Annotated in this window: 15 protein-coding genes; 1 reads left to right on the forward strand and 14 read right to left on the reverse strand. The window is 34.0% G+C overall.

The annotated features are described in order from the left end of the window. Positions 1-7: 7 nt before the first annotated feature. The 10 genes from ASE40_RS04210 to hutH all read right to left on the reverse strand — a co-directional run bounded on the left by ASE40_RS04210 (position 8) and on the right by hutH (position 9,170). A complete protein-coding gene (locus ASE40_RS04210) occupies positions 8-475 on the reverse strand; it encodes a hypothetical protein (protein ID WP_057115540.1) in 468 nt (155 codons plus the stop codon). A gap of 4 nt (positions 476-479) precedes the next feature. Then, a complete protein-coding gene (locus ASE40_RS04215) occupies positions 480-911 on the reverse strand; it encodes a hypothetical protein (RefSeq protein ID WP_057115541.1) in 432 nt (143 codons plus the stop codon). Further along, positions 912-2,045: a beta-ketoacyl-ACP synthase III gene (locus tag ASE40_RS04220; RefSeq protein ID WP_057115542.1), complete on the reverse strand. Its 1,134-nt coding sequence runs from the start codon at positions 2,043-2,045 to the stop codon at positions 912-914. 17 nt (positions 2,046-2,062) lie between these two features. Next, a complete protein-coding gene (locus ASE40_RS04225) occupies positions 2,063-2,965 on the reverse strand; it encodes a hypothetical protein (RefSeq protein WP_057115543.1) in 903 nt (300 codons plus the stop codon). A gap of 225 nt (positions 2,966-3,190) precedes the next feature. Further along, entirely contained in the window at positions 3,191-4,075 is an 885-nt protein-coding gene (locus ASE40_RS04230; RefSeq protein WP_057115544.1) for a lipid A biosynthesis acyltransferase, read from the reverse strand. Further along, the gene (locus ASE40_RS04235) at positions 4,075-4,329 is read right to left on the reverse strand and encodes an acyl carrier protein (RefSeq protein WP_057115545.1); all 255 of its coding nucleotides are present in this window, start codon (positions 4,327-4,329) and stop codon (positions 4,075-4,077) included. Before ASE40_RS04235 ends, ASE40_RS04230 begins: the two co-directional genes overlap by 1 nt. Beyond that, positions 4,322-5,557 (reverse strand): beta-ketoacyl-[acyl-carrier-protein] synthase family protein, encoded by a 1,236-nt coding sequence (locus ASE40_RS04240; protein WP_057115546.1) that lies wholly within the window; start codon positions 5,555-5,557, stop codon positions 4,322-4,324. The genes ASE40_RS04235 and ASE40_RS04240 overlap by 8 nt, the downstream gene beginning before the upstream one ends. 83 nt (positions 5,558-5,640) lie before the next feature. After that, a complete protein-coding gene (gene fabG / locus ASE40_RS04245) occupies positions 5,641-6,372 on the reverse strand; it encodes a 3-oxoacyl-ACP reductase FabG (RefSeq protein ID WP_057115547.1) in 732 nt (243 codons plus the stop codon). Positions 6,373-6,381: 9 nt separating this feature from the next. Beyond that, positions 6,382-7,611 carry a WG repeat-containing protein gene (locus ASE40_RS04250; RefSeq protein WP_057115548.1) on the reverse strand — a complete coding sequence of 410 codons (1,230 nt, stop codon included), beginning with the start codon at positions 7,609-7,611 and terminating at the stop codon, positions 6,382-6,384. 38 nt (positions 7,612-7,649) lie between these two features. Then, positions 7,650-9,170 (reverse strand): histidine ammonia-lyase, encoded by a 1,521-nt coding sequence (gene hutH / locus ASE40_RS04255; protein WP_057115549.1) that lies wholly within the window; start codon positions 9,168-9,170, stop codon positions 7,650-7,652. Positions 9,171-9,271: 101 nt separating this feature from the next. Here hutH and ASE40_RS04260 point away from each other — a divergent pair, with 101 nt between their 5' ends. Further along, on the forward strand, positions 9,272-10,522 hold the full coding sequence (locus ASE40_RS04260; RefSeq protein ID WP_057115550.1) for an NAD(P)/FAD-dependent oxidoreductase: 1,251 nt from the start codon (positions 9,272-9,274) through the stop codon (positions 10,520-10,522). A gap of 226 nt (positions 10,523-10,748) precedes the next feature. On the opposite strand, the gene ASE40_RS04265 is transcribed toward ASE40_RS04260, so the two are convergent. The 4 genes from ASE40_RS04265 to ASE40_RS04285 form a co-directional block, all read right to left on the reverse strand. Continuing rightward, positions 10,749-11,354 (reverse strand): hypothetical protein, encoded by a 606-nt coding sequence (locus tag ASE40_RS04265; protein ID WP_057115551.1) that lies wholly within the window; start codon positions 11,352-11,354, stop codon positions 10,749-10,751. 534 nt (positions 11,355-11,888) lie between these two features. Further along, entirely contained in the window at positions 11,889-12,224 is a 336-nt protein-coding gene (locus ASE40_RS04275; RefSeq protein WP_057115553.1) for an L-rhamnose mutarotase, read from the reverse strand. A 4-nt stretch (positions 12,225-12,228) separates the two neighbouring features. Beyond that, positions 12,229-13,089 (reverse strand): fumarylacetoacetate hydrolase family protein, encoded by an 861-nt coding sequence (locus tag ASE40_RS04280; RefSeq protein ID WP_057115554.1) that lies wholly within the window; start codon positions 13,087-13,089, stop codon positions 12,229-12,231. A gap of 99 nt (positions 13,090-13,188) precedes the next feature. Beyond that, entirely contained in the window at positions 13,189-13,953 is a 765-nt protein-coding gene (locus ASE40_RS04285) for an SDR family NAD(P)-dependent oxidoreductase (RefSeq protein ID WP_057115555.1), read from the reverse strand. Positions 13,954-13,978 lie beyond the last annotated feature (25 nt).

The raw sequence follows: 13,978 nt of genomic DNA on the forward strand, positions 1-13,978 counted from the left end.
TTTTGAATTATCCAACCGAAACTGTTTTTTGAATAAACAAGTTAATTTCGCATTCTAAAAGTATCTGGTCTTCGACAGAACTTTTACAGTTCATCGTGCATAAAGTGTAATTGTCGCCAGCGAATTTTGAAACTAAATCTGCTTTGGTAATTATGGTATTGCCGACTTTTGGCAGCGCATGAATTTTTACATTTTTTAAGGCACTGATAAATCCAATTACATTTACGTTCTCATTTTCTGTTCCGTCTTCGTCAAAAAAGTATTTTTTTCCAACAATGGCCGAACAGGTCTGCGCCGTATTTTCGATTAAACCGGCTTCGATAAAAACATTATTTTCAACAAAAATATTGTCTTCTTTTATCAAAAAAATGGTTTCTACGAAGTTGGCATCAATGTCCAAAATCAAATCTACCATAAGCATTGGTGCTCGGTGCGGTAAATAATTTTGTATGTCAACTCCAGTATTCACGATCATAATATTATTTTGCTAAAACAGTTTTCATCTGTCCGTTTGCAATTTCTTCATTATTTAAAGTTGTCACGATATTTACCAAAGTAATCCCTGCAAATTCCTGCAGAATGGTTACTTCAGATTGAATGGTGTCGTTAAGTTCTGGAAGTCTTTTTATTTCAATTTCTTTAATAGAACCGATGTATCCCGTTGGTGCAGTTTCATTTCTTAAAAAAAACTGATAACCAGTATGCAGGGCAACAGATTGTGCCATATGTTCTATTAAACCAGCTTCTAGAAAAGTATTGTTGTTTACGAAAATATTATCCTGCTGAATTTTCAAACCCGAAACCAAAGAAGTTTCAGTATAAGAATGCATAGCATCTACCATTACAAAAGGGAACTTTTGCGGCAATAAATTTTCTACAGTTTCTTTTTCTAAAAGTGCCATTGTTTCCATTTAGCAAACTGTTAAATACGCATATGCGAAAGAAAATCTTCCGCTTTCTGGAACTGATAAAAGAATGTGATCTCCTTTTTTCAAATTCCCTGAATTCATTAATTCTTCTAAAGCCAGATAAATTGAGGCAGAACCCACATTACCAACTCTCGACAGATTCATGAACCATTTATCATCACTCATTCCAATTCCTTTCTCTGTTAATCCTTTTTTCAATCCTTCCACAAAAAAGTTAGAAGAAACGTGAGGAATAAAATAAGTAACGTCTTCAGCCTTGATATTGTTTTTGTCCATCGCATCTTTCATGCTTTCGGCACCTTTTGACAAGATAAATTCGTCTAATAATTTAACGTCTTGTTTGATAGAAAAAACAGATTCGTTCAACCATTGTTCTGGTGCATAATCGCTCCATGATTTGATTTCTCCGTTTTCTAATTTATCACCTCCGGCGTACATGCAGGTTTCTAATTCGTAAGCATACGAAAAAGCTTCCATCCATTCTATTTTTAGCGAAATTGGGCCTCTTGGTTTGTTTTCTAAAAGAAAAGCACCAGCTCCGTCAGATAACATCCAGCGTAAAAAATCTTTTTTGAAAGCAATAATTGGCTGTTCTTCCAGACTTTTTAAATTGTCTGCTTCGTGATTGTATTTTTGGGCATTAAGCCAGGTTGAAACTTTTTCTGATCCTGTGCAGATTGCATTTTTTGAATTTCCAGATCTTACCGAAAGAAAACCAAATTTAAGAGAGTTCATTCCAGCGCAACAAACTCCTGTTGAAGAGTTTAATTCTACCGATTTGTTTTTTAATAAACCATGAACCATCGCAGCGTGCGAAGGCAGGAAAATATCCGGAGTTGAGGTTCCGCATGAAAGTACTTCTAAATCCTGAGGCGTAAAATCTTCATCGAATAACGGCAAAATTGCATTTTTTGTTAATTCGGCATTGCTGTGAGTGCTTTTTCCATCTTTATCAACAGCATAATATCGGCTTGTAATTTTATTATTGCGCAAAATAATACGTCTTGCTTTTGAGGCAGTATCGTTGATAAGTCCTAAATAGGCTTCCATTTCATCATTAGAAACAGCGTCATTTGGCAAATACTTTGCAGCTTTTGTAATATATACTTCAAACATAATCTAAATTTCGTCTTCTAAACTCCTTGATAATATTGAGTTTCCTTTTTTATAGTTTTTAACTTAAGCGCATAGGTAATAAGGTGCAATATATACACTATTGGTGAAATTAACCATATCGCAAGGAATAAATAAACATTAAATACTTTAAGAAGCTGTTTTCGGTTTTTTTGATTTTTATAAATGATATTTGACCATTTATTGAAAATTTTATTGGCTGTTTTGTCGACAGTCACTAAATACGAACTTATTTTTACAGCTCCAGCTTCGACTAATTTTGGTTGTAAATTAGCAAAATTGTTATTGTTTAAGGAATCTAATATGATTTCTCCAAACTGACTGGATTCTTCTATGTCTTTTTCTGAGACTCCTGGCAGCGGAAAAATACCGAGATACTTTTTCTTAACACCAGAAAACATCCATTCTACAATTGTTATCACGCTGATTAAATTTCCAACGCGGTCTACCAAAGCTACGTTTCCAACTAAATCTGCATTTGCTTGTTTCAGCAGAACTTTAATTTTTTCCTGCGCCATAATCCACATGTTTCTAGAACCGCTGATTGTAACAACAGGTGTATTATTTAAAATTTTCTTCGCATCATCACTTTTTAAAAATGAATTAATCGGAATTGATGGCGATAAATACCAAACCTGATAATGAAAAAGTACCAAATCAAATTTTGTATTTAAAATTTCTTCTGGTACAGGTTTTAATGCTGTCGGAATCTGTAAAAACGACTCTGGAAAAGCATCAAAAAAAGAATCTTTATTCCACGGAAAAGGAAATGGTTTTTCTAATTGTATTTCGTGAAAAGTGAGATTTATATTCTCTGAGTTTAGAAATGGTTTTGCAATGTTTCTTGCAATAGATTCCAGTTGCCCCGACTGAGAATAATAAATTATGAGAACATTTTTCATTTGGGTTTTTTCGCTTTGGTGGTTAGCAAAAATAGGTAAATTTATTTAAACGAATTTTCTTATTTGATGCGCAAAGTTTTGTTTGTCGCTAATTCCTGAATTTTTTACCATTTGTAGTTAATTGGGTTTAACTTCCAAAAAATGATTTTTAGTTTTTACCACGGATTAAAAGATTTGTAAAAATTATTTTTTCAAAAAAACCTTTGCAACTTTGAGCCTTTGCAGCTATGAACCTTTAAAAGCATTCCAAAAATCGAAATAATTAAACCATTGAAGGGGATATTTTTTTAGAATACTTTCAACGCTTTTTACATATTCTTTTAAAAGTGCTTTTTCGTCGCGGTGTTTTACTTGTGCTTCTCTTGCATATAAATGATAATGCAGATTGGGCTCTTTCATTACATAAACAAAAACTACAGGAACTTTAAGTCTTGAAGCAATTAGAAAAGGACCAGCTGGGAAATTTGCTTCTTTTCCAAGAAAGTTTTCAGATAAAGATTTGGTGCCTTCAAAATAACGATCACCAGTAAAACAAACCAATTCGTTATTGGCCAAAGCAGCATTGATCTCAAAAATATGAGACAAATCTTCTTTAATGATGATAAATTTAACGGTTGGTTTTTGGGTAACGGTTTCTAAATAATTCTTAATCGCAGAATGTTCTAAATCTGTAGTGACTAGATTGATTTGGAAATCAAGATCTATTTCTCCAAAAAAATGTTCTGCAATTTCGAAATTTCCGACATGCGCGCTAATCAAAACGCCGCCTTTTTTCTCGGCAAGGAGCTTTTTAAGCGTTTCGATTCCGTCAAATTCGTAAGTGAATTTATTTCTGAGACCAGCAGAAATCGAAATTTTATCAATAATAGTCTGTCCAAAAGTGTAGTAACTTTTGAAAACCATTTTCTTGGATTTGAAACTGGAATATTGCAGCCTTTCTTTAAAATAATAAAAAATGGCTCTGTTGCTTTTTCTTAGAAATAAAAAATAATAGGAAGCGACAAAATAAAGTAAGACATAAGCGGCTTTGACACCCGCTTTTTGAATCAAAAAAACGAATATTTTATAACCTAAAACTGTCCCTTTTGATTTGCCATCCCATTGACTCATTAAACAGCTTTGGCTTTTAGTTTAGTTTCGATTAGGTCATAGAAATTCTGAAAAGTAGCAATTCCGACAAAATCAGCTTCAACCAGTTTTACACCAAAATTAGATTCGATAGAAACGACTAGATCAACATAATCTAAACTGTCTAATCCAAGTGTGTCTTTTAAATTAGCATCTGGTTCAATATCGTCATTGTCTACTTCAAATTCATCAACCAAAAAACCATTAATTCTTGCTATAATCTCTTCTTTATTCATCGTTCAATTTAAACTTTTTAACCACCAACGCAGAGTTGGTTCCTCCGAAACCGAAAGAATTGGACAAAAATATGTCAAATTTTTTGTTTAACGTAGTTTTAACTAAATTTAATTTTGAAGCATCTTCATCTGGATTTTCCAAATTGATGTTTGGAGCAATAAAATCATGCTGCATCATTAAGGTAGAATAGATTATTTCGCTGGCTCCTGCCATCCAGCATTCGTGGCCTGTCATTGATTTTGTAGAACTTACAGGAGGATTTTTTTCTCCAAAAACTTCAAAGATAGCTTTTGCTTCGTTTGCATCTCCAACAGGTGTTGAGGTTGCATGAGCGTTTATGTATTCAATGTCCGAAGCATTTAATTTTGCATCATCAAGTGCACGTTTCATTGCTGTTGCAGGCCCTTCAACGTTTGGAGTTGAAATATGCCCGCCGTTTGAAGAAAATCCGTAACCGCCGATTTCTGCAATAATATTGGCACCTCTTGCGATTGCAGACTCATAACTTTCAAGAATCAAAGTTGCGCCGCCGCCACTCGGAATTAATCCGTCACGATCTTTATCAAAAGGTCTTGAGGCTTTTTCAGGATCGCTTTCTCGGTTAGAAAAAACGCCAAGTCCGTCAAAACTGCTCATGGCATATTTATTAATTTCCTGTGCACCGCCGGTAATTATAATATCTTGAAATCCGCTTTTTATTAAAAAATAGGCTAATCCGATGGAATGCGAACCGCTTGCGCAGGCTGCACTTACAGTAAGATTGATACCGCGAAGTTTGAAAATCGTCGAAAGATTCATTGTTACGGTAGAATTCATCGATTTAAAAATTGCTCCAGAACCAATTAAGGCTGTGTCTTTTTTTTCTCGTACAATATCTGTTGCATCAATGATTGCTTTAGAAACGCTGTCGTTTCCGTACATAATACCCACTTCATGCTCATCAAAAAAAGCATCATCAATATTTGCATTTTTCAATGCTTCTATAGTTGCCATATAAGCATACTCGGTCTCTTCACCAATGCTCATACGCTGTCTGCGAGTCAGTAAATTTTTTAAATCGGCTTTCGGAACCATTCCTGTTAAAGCTGATTGGAAACCAAATTCTTTACGTTCAGAATCAAACTGAATACCAGATTTTCCTTGGTATAGTGAATCTTTTACTTCGTCTAAAGAAGTTCCGATACAAGAATAAATTCCCATTCCAGTAATTACAACTCTTCTATTCATCGTCTTTCAAAGTAATTTTTTATCCTTAAAGTGTAATTTTCTATGTTTAAAATCTTAAAATAATCTCGCAAACATACTATTCTTTAAGAATATATTCCGCCGTTTATATTGATAATTTCTCCAGTAATATAGCTTGCTTTTTTAGAAATCAAAAAGCTTACCAAATCTGCAACTTCTTCGGCTTCTCCAAAACGATTTACCGGAATCAGCTTTAATAATTCTTTTTCATCCAGCTCACTTGTCATATCAGTCCTGATAAAACCAGGGGCAACAGCATTTACTGTAATATTTCTTTTTGCCACTTCTTGAGCCAAAGCTTTTGTTGCGGCTACAATTGCGCCTTTTGCTGCCGAATAATTGGTTTGTCCCGCAGTTCCTTTTACTCCAGAAACCGAAACCATATTTACAATTCGGCCATATTTATTGCGCAGCATTTTTTGAATAAAAAATTGTGTCACATTAAAGAAACCATTTACACTTGTATTCAAAACGCCGTTCCAGTCTTCTGGAGTCATCCACATAAAAAGCCCATCTTTTGTAATTCCGGCATTGTTTACAATTGCTTCAACCAACTTTTCAGGATTTGCTTCCTGCCATTGCGTTAAAACGTTTTGTACTTGTTCAAAATTAGAAACATCGAAACCTAAAATTTCTCCTGTTGCGCCTAATTTTTGTATTTCTTGTAATGTTTCTTCGGCAGCTGTTTGATTTGAATGATAGTTAATCAGAATATGATAATCAGATTCTACGGCTAGTTTTTTACAAATAGCACTTCCGATTCCTCGCGAACCGCCTGTTACTAATACACACTTCATAAGTGAAATTTATTTCTTTTTCTTAGCTGCTGGTTTCGTAGTCGATTTGGCAGCAGTTTTCGTTGTTTTTGTTTCTTGTTTTGGGGCTTCAGCTGGAGCAGATGCTGGCTGAGGTCTTTCTGCTGATTTTGAAAATAATTCAGCATTTTCAAACCATTGGTTGCTTAATACAGTTCCGTCTGGTTTAAGGAATCCCCATTTTCCTTCGTTTTTTACTCTCGCAACACCATCAATAAATCCTTTATCCTGCTGTACAAACATCGCGATAATGGCATTTGTCGTAATGCCGTATTGTGTTGGAATTACCAGTTTTCCAGATTCGTTGATAAATCCCCAATTGCTTTCTTTTACTGGAGCCAAGCCGTTTGTGCTGAAAACTTCTGCATCGCTGTAAGTGGGTTCAATAACAAATTCTCCTTTCGGATTAATGAATCCCCATTTTTTTCCAACCAAAACTGGCGCTAGATTTTTAGAGAAAGCTTTTCCTTTATCATAAATAGGAAGAATTGCCCAATTTCCTTTTAAATCGATATATCCAATTTTTCCGTTCTTTTTGGCATACGTCAAATCTTGGGTTTCAAAATCCCAGATTTTTTCAGCTCCATCAACTGGAATAAATTTTCCAGAACTTACTAATCCGAAAGTTTTATCTTTTCTCGCCCAAGTTGTGTTCTTGAAATAATTTCCGATTTCAGCGTAAGCAGGTTCAACTACTTCCTTTCCATCGGTATTTATGATTCCCCAGTTTTTGTTGAGTTCAACTCTTGCAAAACCATTTTCAAAAGGTTTAATCTGATCGTATTTTGGTTCTAAAACAACCGCCATTTTATTGTTAATCAAACCAACTTTATTATTTTGTCTGATGAAAGCAACTCCATTACTAAAATCAAATAATTTTTCAGAAGCAGGAGCTTTTTGAATTTCTCCTTTTTTATCAATATAAACCCATTCTTTTCCTGTTTTTACAATGGCAATTCCGCTGTTAAAATCTTTTGCATCATCAAAAGAGGCAGGAATTATCCAGTTTCCTTTTGTATCAATAAAACCCCATTTCCCGCCATTTTCAACAGCAGCTAATCCTTCAGAAAAACTTCTGGCAGATTTGTATTGAGGCTCGATTTTAAAAGAACCGTCTTTGGTAATATATCCAATTTTTGAATTCTTTTTAACTAATGCCAATTCTTGACTATTAACAAATTGAATGCAGCACAGCAACAAAAAAATAAATGTTTTTTTCATGATTTTAAGATTCAATATTAATAATGTGAAGTACAGAATTAACTGTTTATCAAATAATCTTTTACTTTTTGCACAAAAGGATACATTACCTGATCTTCTTTAAACTCTGGAATTATATTGCGAACATCGTCGTACCATTTTTTAGTAACAGACGAAATTTTATCTTTTTGTGCTAAATAATCAATTGCCTGAACGATTGTAATTAATTCGATAGCTAAAACCTCAAAAGAATTCTCAATAACTTTTGACGTGATTACTGCAGCATTTGTTCCCATACTTACAATGTCTTGATTGTCATTGTTGTTTGGAATACTATGAACGTACATTGGGTTTGACAGCATTTGGTTTTCGGCAGTTGTTGAAGTTGCAACGAATTGTACTCCCTGCATTCCGAAATTAAATCCTAATGTTCCTAAGTTTACAAATGGAGGAAGGATTTCATTGATTTTTGAATTCAATAAATAATTCAATTGACGTTCTGCCAGCATCGTTAATTTGGTAATAACGATTTTCAGTTTATCCATTTCAAGCGAAATATAATCTCCGTGGAAATTTCCTCCGTGATAAACGTGTTTGTTTTTTACGTCTATAATTGGATTGTCGTTTGCAGAGTTAAATTCGTCTTCTAAAATAGAAGCAACATTATTGATAGTTTCTAAAACTGGTCCCAAAATTTGAGGCACACATCTTAGTGAATAATATTCTTGAACTTTTTCTTTGAAGATTTCTTCGGTATTTTCTCCAGAATATAAATGGTCTTCTCTTTTGCGGATTAAAGTACTGTCAGAAAGATTTTTTCTCATTCTTTCTGCCACTTCCTGTTGTCCTTTATGACGTTTGGTTTGGTTTAATTCTGCTGAGAAATGATCATCATAAGCTTGAACCAATTCGTTAATTGCACAAGAAGCTTTTAACGACCAATCTAATAATTTTTGAGCATAATGAACATTTACAACTCCAATTCCTGTCATTACAGAAGTTCCGTTGATTAATGCCAGACCTTCTCTAATTTCTACTTGAATTGGTTTCAAACCTTCAATTTCGAAAACTTCTGGTGTTGGTCTTCTTTCTCCTTTATAAAAAACCTCGCCTTCGCCAATTAACACTAAAGCTAAATGTGATAATTGTACCAAGTCACCGCTGGCACCCACGCCGCCGTGTTCAAAAATTAAGGGCGTAATATCTCTATTGATTAATTCTGCCATTAAATGAATTACAGAAGAATGAACTCCTGAATTTCCTAAAGACAAAGTATTTAATCTTGCTAAAATTGCAGCTTTTGCACACTCAGGACTTAATGGTTTTCCTGTTCCAGAAGAGTGGCTTCTAATTAAATTATATTGTAATTGAATTTGATCAGACTCTTTAATTCTATATTGAGCCATTGGACCAAAGCCAGTATTTACTCCGTATATAACTTTGTTTCCTGAGAATTCTTTTAAGAAGTTAAAACTCTCGTTTACGCGGTTTAGAACGACATCACTAATTTTAACTTTTTGATTTCCAAATATTATGGCTTCAAATTCCGTTAAACTTAAATATTCATTAATTGTATTCATTAAATCGATTTTGGTTGTGCTAATTTAATTTTATTTATCAAAATAAATGTAGTTATTTTGATGTAGGCAAATGTAGGTTAATTAATGATAATAATTCTAATATGACAAAGGAGTTTGTTGATGTTTTAGTGATTGGTGCAGGACCATCTGGTTGTGTTTCGGCATCCTATCTTTTTAAAAACAATGTTAAGGTTAAAGTTGTAGAAAAAACGAAGTTTCCGAGACTGGTAGTAGGCGAAAGTCTTATTCCTCGTGTTATGGACCATTTTGCTGAGGCAGAATTGTTTGAGGCACTGGATGCGATGAACTTCGAGAAAAAATTAGGAGCTCGTTTTATTAGAGGAGAAGAAATTTGTGTTTTTGATTTTAGTAAAAAATTTGGTGAAGGGTGGGATTGGACTTGGCAGGTTCCTCGTGCTGATTTTGACAATACAATGGCACAGGAAATTGTGCGTAAAGGAATTGATTTGGAGTTTGAAACAGAGGTTTTAGAAGTTTCTTTTGAAGGAAAGAATTCAAAAACCATTGTAAAAGATGCAGCCGGGAACTTAAAAGAGATTCACGCTAAATTCATAATTGATTCTAGCGGATATGGTCGTGTTCTTCCAAGGCTTTTAGATTTGGATACGCCTTCGAAATTAGATCCGCATTCTTCTATTTTTACGCATGTAAAAGATATTAACAGACCAGAAGGAGAGGAAGGGACTCAGATTTCTTTTGATATTTTGGAAACAGAAGTATGGCTTTGGGTAATCCCGTTTTCGAATGGAAATACAAGTTTGGGAGTTGTTGGTCCGACAGATTTTATTAATTCGCTTTCTGAAAATAAAGATAATGCTGAGGCTTTGAAAAATGCTATTCAGAAGTCTGATTATTATATTAAAAGATTTAAAGGAACTGAATTTTTGTTCGAACCTGTTAAATTAGAAAACTATTCAAGAGCGGTAAAAAGAATGTACGGCGATGGTTTTGCGTTGACTGGAAATAGTTCTGAATTTTTAGATCCAGTTTTTTCTTCTGGAGTTGCCTTTGCAACCGAATCTGGAATGCTGGCGGCAAAATTATATTTGAAAGAATCGCAGGGAATTCCTGTTGATTGGGAAGTTGAATTTACGCAATATATGAAACGCGGAATAGCAGTTTTTACCACTTACGTGAAAGAATGGTATACTGGAAATCTTCAGACTTTATTCTTCCATCAGCCAGAAAATCCAGATGTAAAAGAAAAAATTTGTTCTGTTCTGGCGGGTTATGTATGGAATGAAGAAAATCCGTTTGTGAAAAAACATGATCATGTCATAGCCAATATGGCGTATTTACTAAATATGCAAAAAGAACAAAGCCCTGAATAATCAGGGCTTTTTTATAGAAAGATAATTCATTTTCTAGATTTATTCCGTAGGAATGTCTCGTCGGTAGAATATGAAATTTGAATTGCGATAATACGTTCCGTAGGAACGTTTGATTAATCAATTCAGGTATATTATTTCCGTAAATCAGATGTCCCTACAGGACATTATGCAAAACGACAATATTTTTTTATACCGATGAGATATTCCTGCGGAATATTTGAGGTTTTTATTTAAAAGCCTTTTTTAATAAAAGTTTAGATAATGATTTTGCTGTTTTTGCGTATCCTTCTCCAATTCTAGTTTCGTTATTAAAATTACTGCCATATTGATCTCCAGGTGCATCTACACTTGAAATTTCTAATAAAACATTTGATTTATTTGCCGTTTCAACAAACTTTAAATTGGTAGTAACTTTTGCCGGCTGTTTCATAATTCCTGCATCCCATCCTGGATAAATCCAAACGGTTTGCACAATTAAAGTGTAAGGTGTGTTTAGTCCTTCCTGAAAATTCACCTCTTTACCAGCTTTTGTCATTACAATATTTCCGATTTCTAAAAATTTAGGAGTCCAGATTTGATCTTTTGCAACAACCCATCTTTTGTGCCAAAGATTACCATTTCCTTTTCCTTTTTTGTCTAAATCGGCTATATGTTCTTCAACATATTGTGATTCCGGTTTGTTTTCTTTCATCATAGTAAAATTACTATAATCAAATTCTGTGTTGATTTCTTTTTGATCTTTTAAAAAGTCAAAGTTTCCCTTCACTACATTCATATCTTGAGCAAATGCGGCTCCAGAAATAAGTAAGCATGCAATAATTAATTTTTTCATTTTTTGGTTAATTGAGGTTTATTTTTAGCTGCTAAAAGTAATCAAAAGGATGAATAATAATTTATTTCATGTTAAAATATTATTGTTATTTTTTTCAAAAACAAAAAACGGATTCCAATTGGAAATCCGCTTTATTTTTAAAATTTGTTTTTCTATCAGCTGGGGAAATGCAGATTTAAAAAGAAAAATTGGTTTTGTTCGGCAGTTTATGTCTGGAATGAAAAATATCCGTTTGTCAAAATACACGATCATTTGATAGCCAACATAGAGTATTTACTAAATATTCAAAAAGAACAAAGCCCTGAATAATCAGGGCTTTGTTTATCAAAAAAAAACGTTTCTAGATTCATTCCGTAGGAATGTCTCGTCGGTAGAAATTAAATTTGAGTTACGGTTGAACGTTCCGTAGGAACGTTTGATTAATTGACGGGTACATATATTTTTATAAATCAGATGTCCCTACAGGACATTAATGCAAAACGACAATATTTTTTTCTACCGATGAGATATTCCTAACGGAATATTTTTAATCAATTACAATTCAAATATCTTATCCATTACAATCCATTTTTGTCCTGGTTTTGCCCAAGGTAAAGCTTGCTGGAATTTCCACATTAAAGTTTCCCATTCCTGAACTTTTTCATTTTCAGCGTCGGCTTTGTCTTTTTTCTCAAAAGAGAAATTTTCGTCGCCTTCGATGATCATAAACAATCTATTTCCTGTGCAATAAATATCCAAAACTAAAATTCCAGCATCTTGAATGCTTTTTTTGATTTCCGGCCACACATTTTCATGTAAGTGTTTGTATTCTGCAATTAAATTTGCGTCGTCTTTTAAGTCTAGTGCAAGACAAAATTTTTGAGCTGCCATAATTTTATTTTTGTTGATAAGCTACAGCAGTTTGTTTACTTGTGCCTAAACCTTCAATTCCTAATTCGATTACGTCGCCTGCTTTAATGTAAATTGGATCTGGTTTAATTCCTAAACCAACTCCTGGAGGCGTTCCTGTACTGATAACATCGCCAGGAAGCAAGGTCATAAACTGACTTAGATAATGAACCAAGAATGGAATTTTAAAAATCAAGTTTGAAGTATTACTGTTTTGAAATGTTTTTCCGTTTACAGTCAGCCACATTTTTAGGTTATTTACATCTCCAGCTTCGTCTGGTGTAACCATTGTTGGTCCAAGAGGAGCAAAGGTGTCAGAACCTTTTCCTTTTGCCCATTGTCCGCCACGCTCGATCTGGAAAGCTCTCTCGCTGTAATCGTTTAAAAGACAGTATCCTGCGATATAGTTTGGAGCATCTTCTTCAGAAACATAGCTGGCTTTTTTACCTACAACAAATGCCAATTCTACTTCCCAATCTGTTTTTTCGCTGTTTTTTGGGATAATCAAATTATCATTTGGTCCGCATAAAGAAGTTGTAGATTTAAAGAAAATAATTGGTTCTTCTGGAATTGCAGCACCTGTTTCTTCACAGTGATCTACATAATTCAATCCGATGCAGATAATTTTTGAAGGACGTGCAACCGGCGAACCCAAACGTACTGAATCGCTAACTTCTGGTAAAGATGGATTGTTTTTTAAAGCTTCTTCTAATTTTGCTAATCCGTCATTTTCAAAAAAAGTTTCGTTATAATCTGTTGTTACGATAGACGAAACATCATATCTTTTATCATTAAGTAAAACACCTGGTTTTTCCTTTCCTTCTTCTCCAAATCTTATAAGTTTCATATTTTAATTTTAGTTTTTTGCCACGAATTACACGAATTTTCTCGAATTAAAATTTGTGGAAATTTGTGTAATTCGTGGCTATGAATTTTTTTAAATATTTTAGTTGTTTAATTTAATAAAACCTCCATCAATTGGGTAATCTGAACCTGTGATGAAAGAAGATTCGTCGCTGCATAAGAATAATGCTAAAGTTGCGATTTCTTCTGGTTTCCCCATACGTCCGATTGGTTGTGACTGAGATAATTTTTCGAAGATTTCTTCTTCTTTTCCAGGATAATTTTTAGCAATAAATCCATCTACGAAAGGCGTATGAACCCTTGCAGGAGAAATGGAATTACATCTGATTTTATCATTTAAATAATCTTTTGCAACCGATAAAGTCATTGCCATAACCGCTCCTTTTGCAGTAGAATAAGCAAAACGGTCAGGGATTCCAACCCAGCAGGCAATAGAAGCCAGATTCAAAATTACACCTCCGCCAGAGCTTCTAAGTGCAGGAATCGATGCGTGAAGACAGTTGTAAACTCCTTTTACGTTTACATTCATAATACGGTCAAAATCAGATTCTGGAGTCGTGTCTACTTTTCCAACGTGAGCAATTCCAGCGTTGTTTACCAGAATATGAATATTTCCGATTTTCTCGAAAGTCGTTTTAACTTGTTCGTGGTTCGAAACGTCGCAGGCATGCGCGAAAACATTTCCGCCGTTTGATTTTATTTCTTCAACGGTTTCTTTTGCACTTTCTTCAGTCAATTCTAAAATGTGAACTTCAGCTCCTTGTTTAGCAAATAAAACCGAAATCGCTCTTCCGATTCCGCTTCCCCCGCCCGTGATAATTGCTTTTTTATTTTGTAATGAAAACATTTGATATAAATTTTTATGAGTTGTT

This window comes from Flavobacterium sp. Root935 (assembly GCF_001429295.1).
GTDB lineage: Bacteria > Bacteroidota > Bacteroidia > Flavobacteriales > Flavobacteriaceae > Flavobacterium.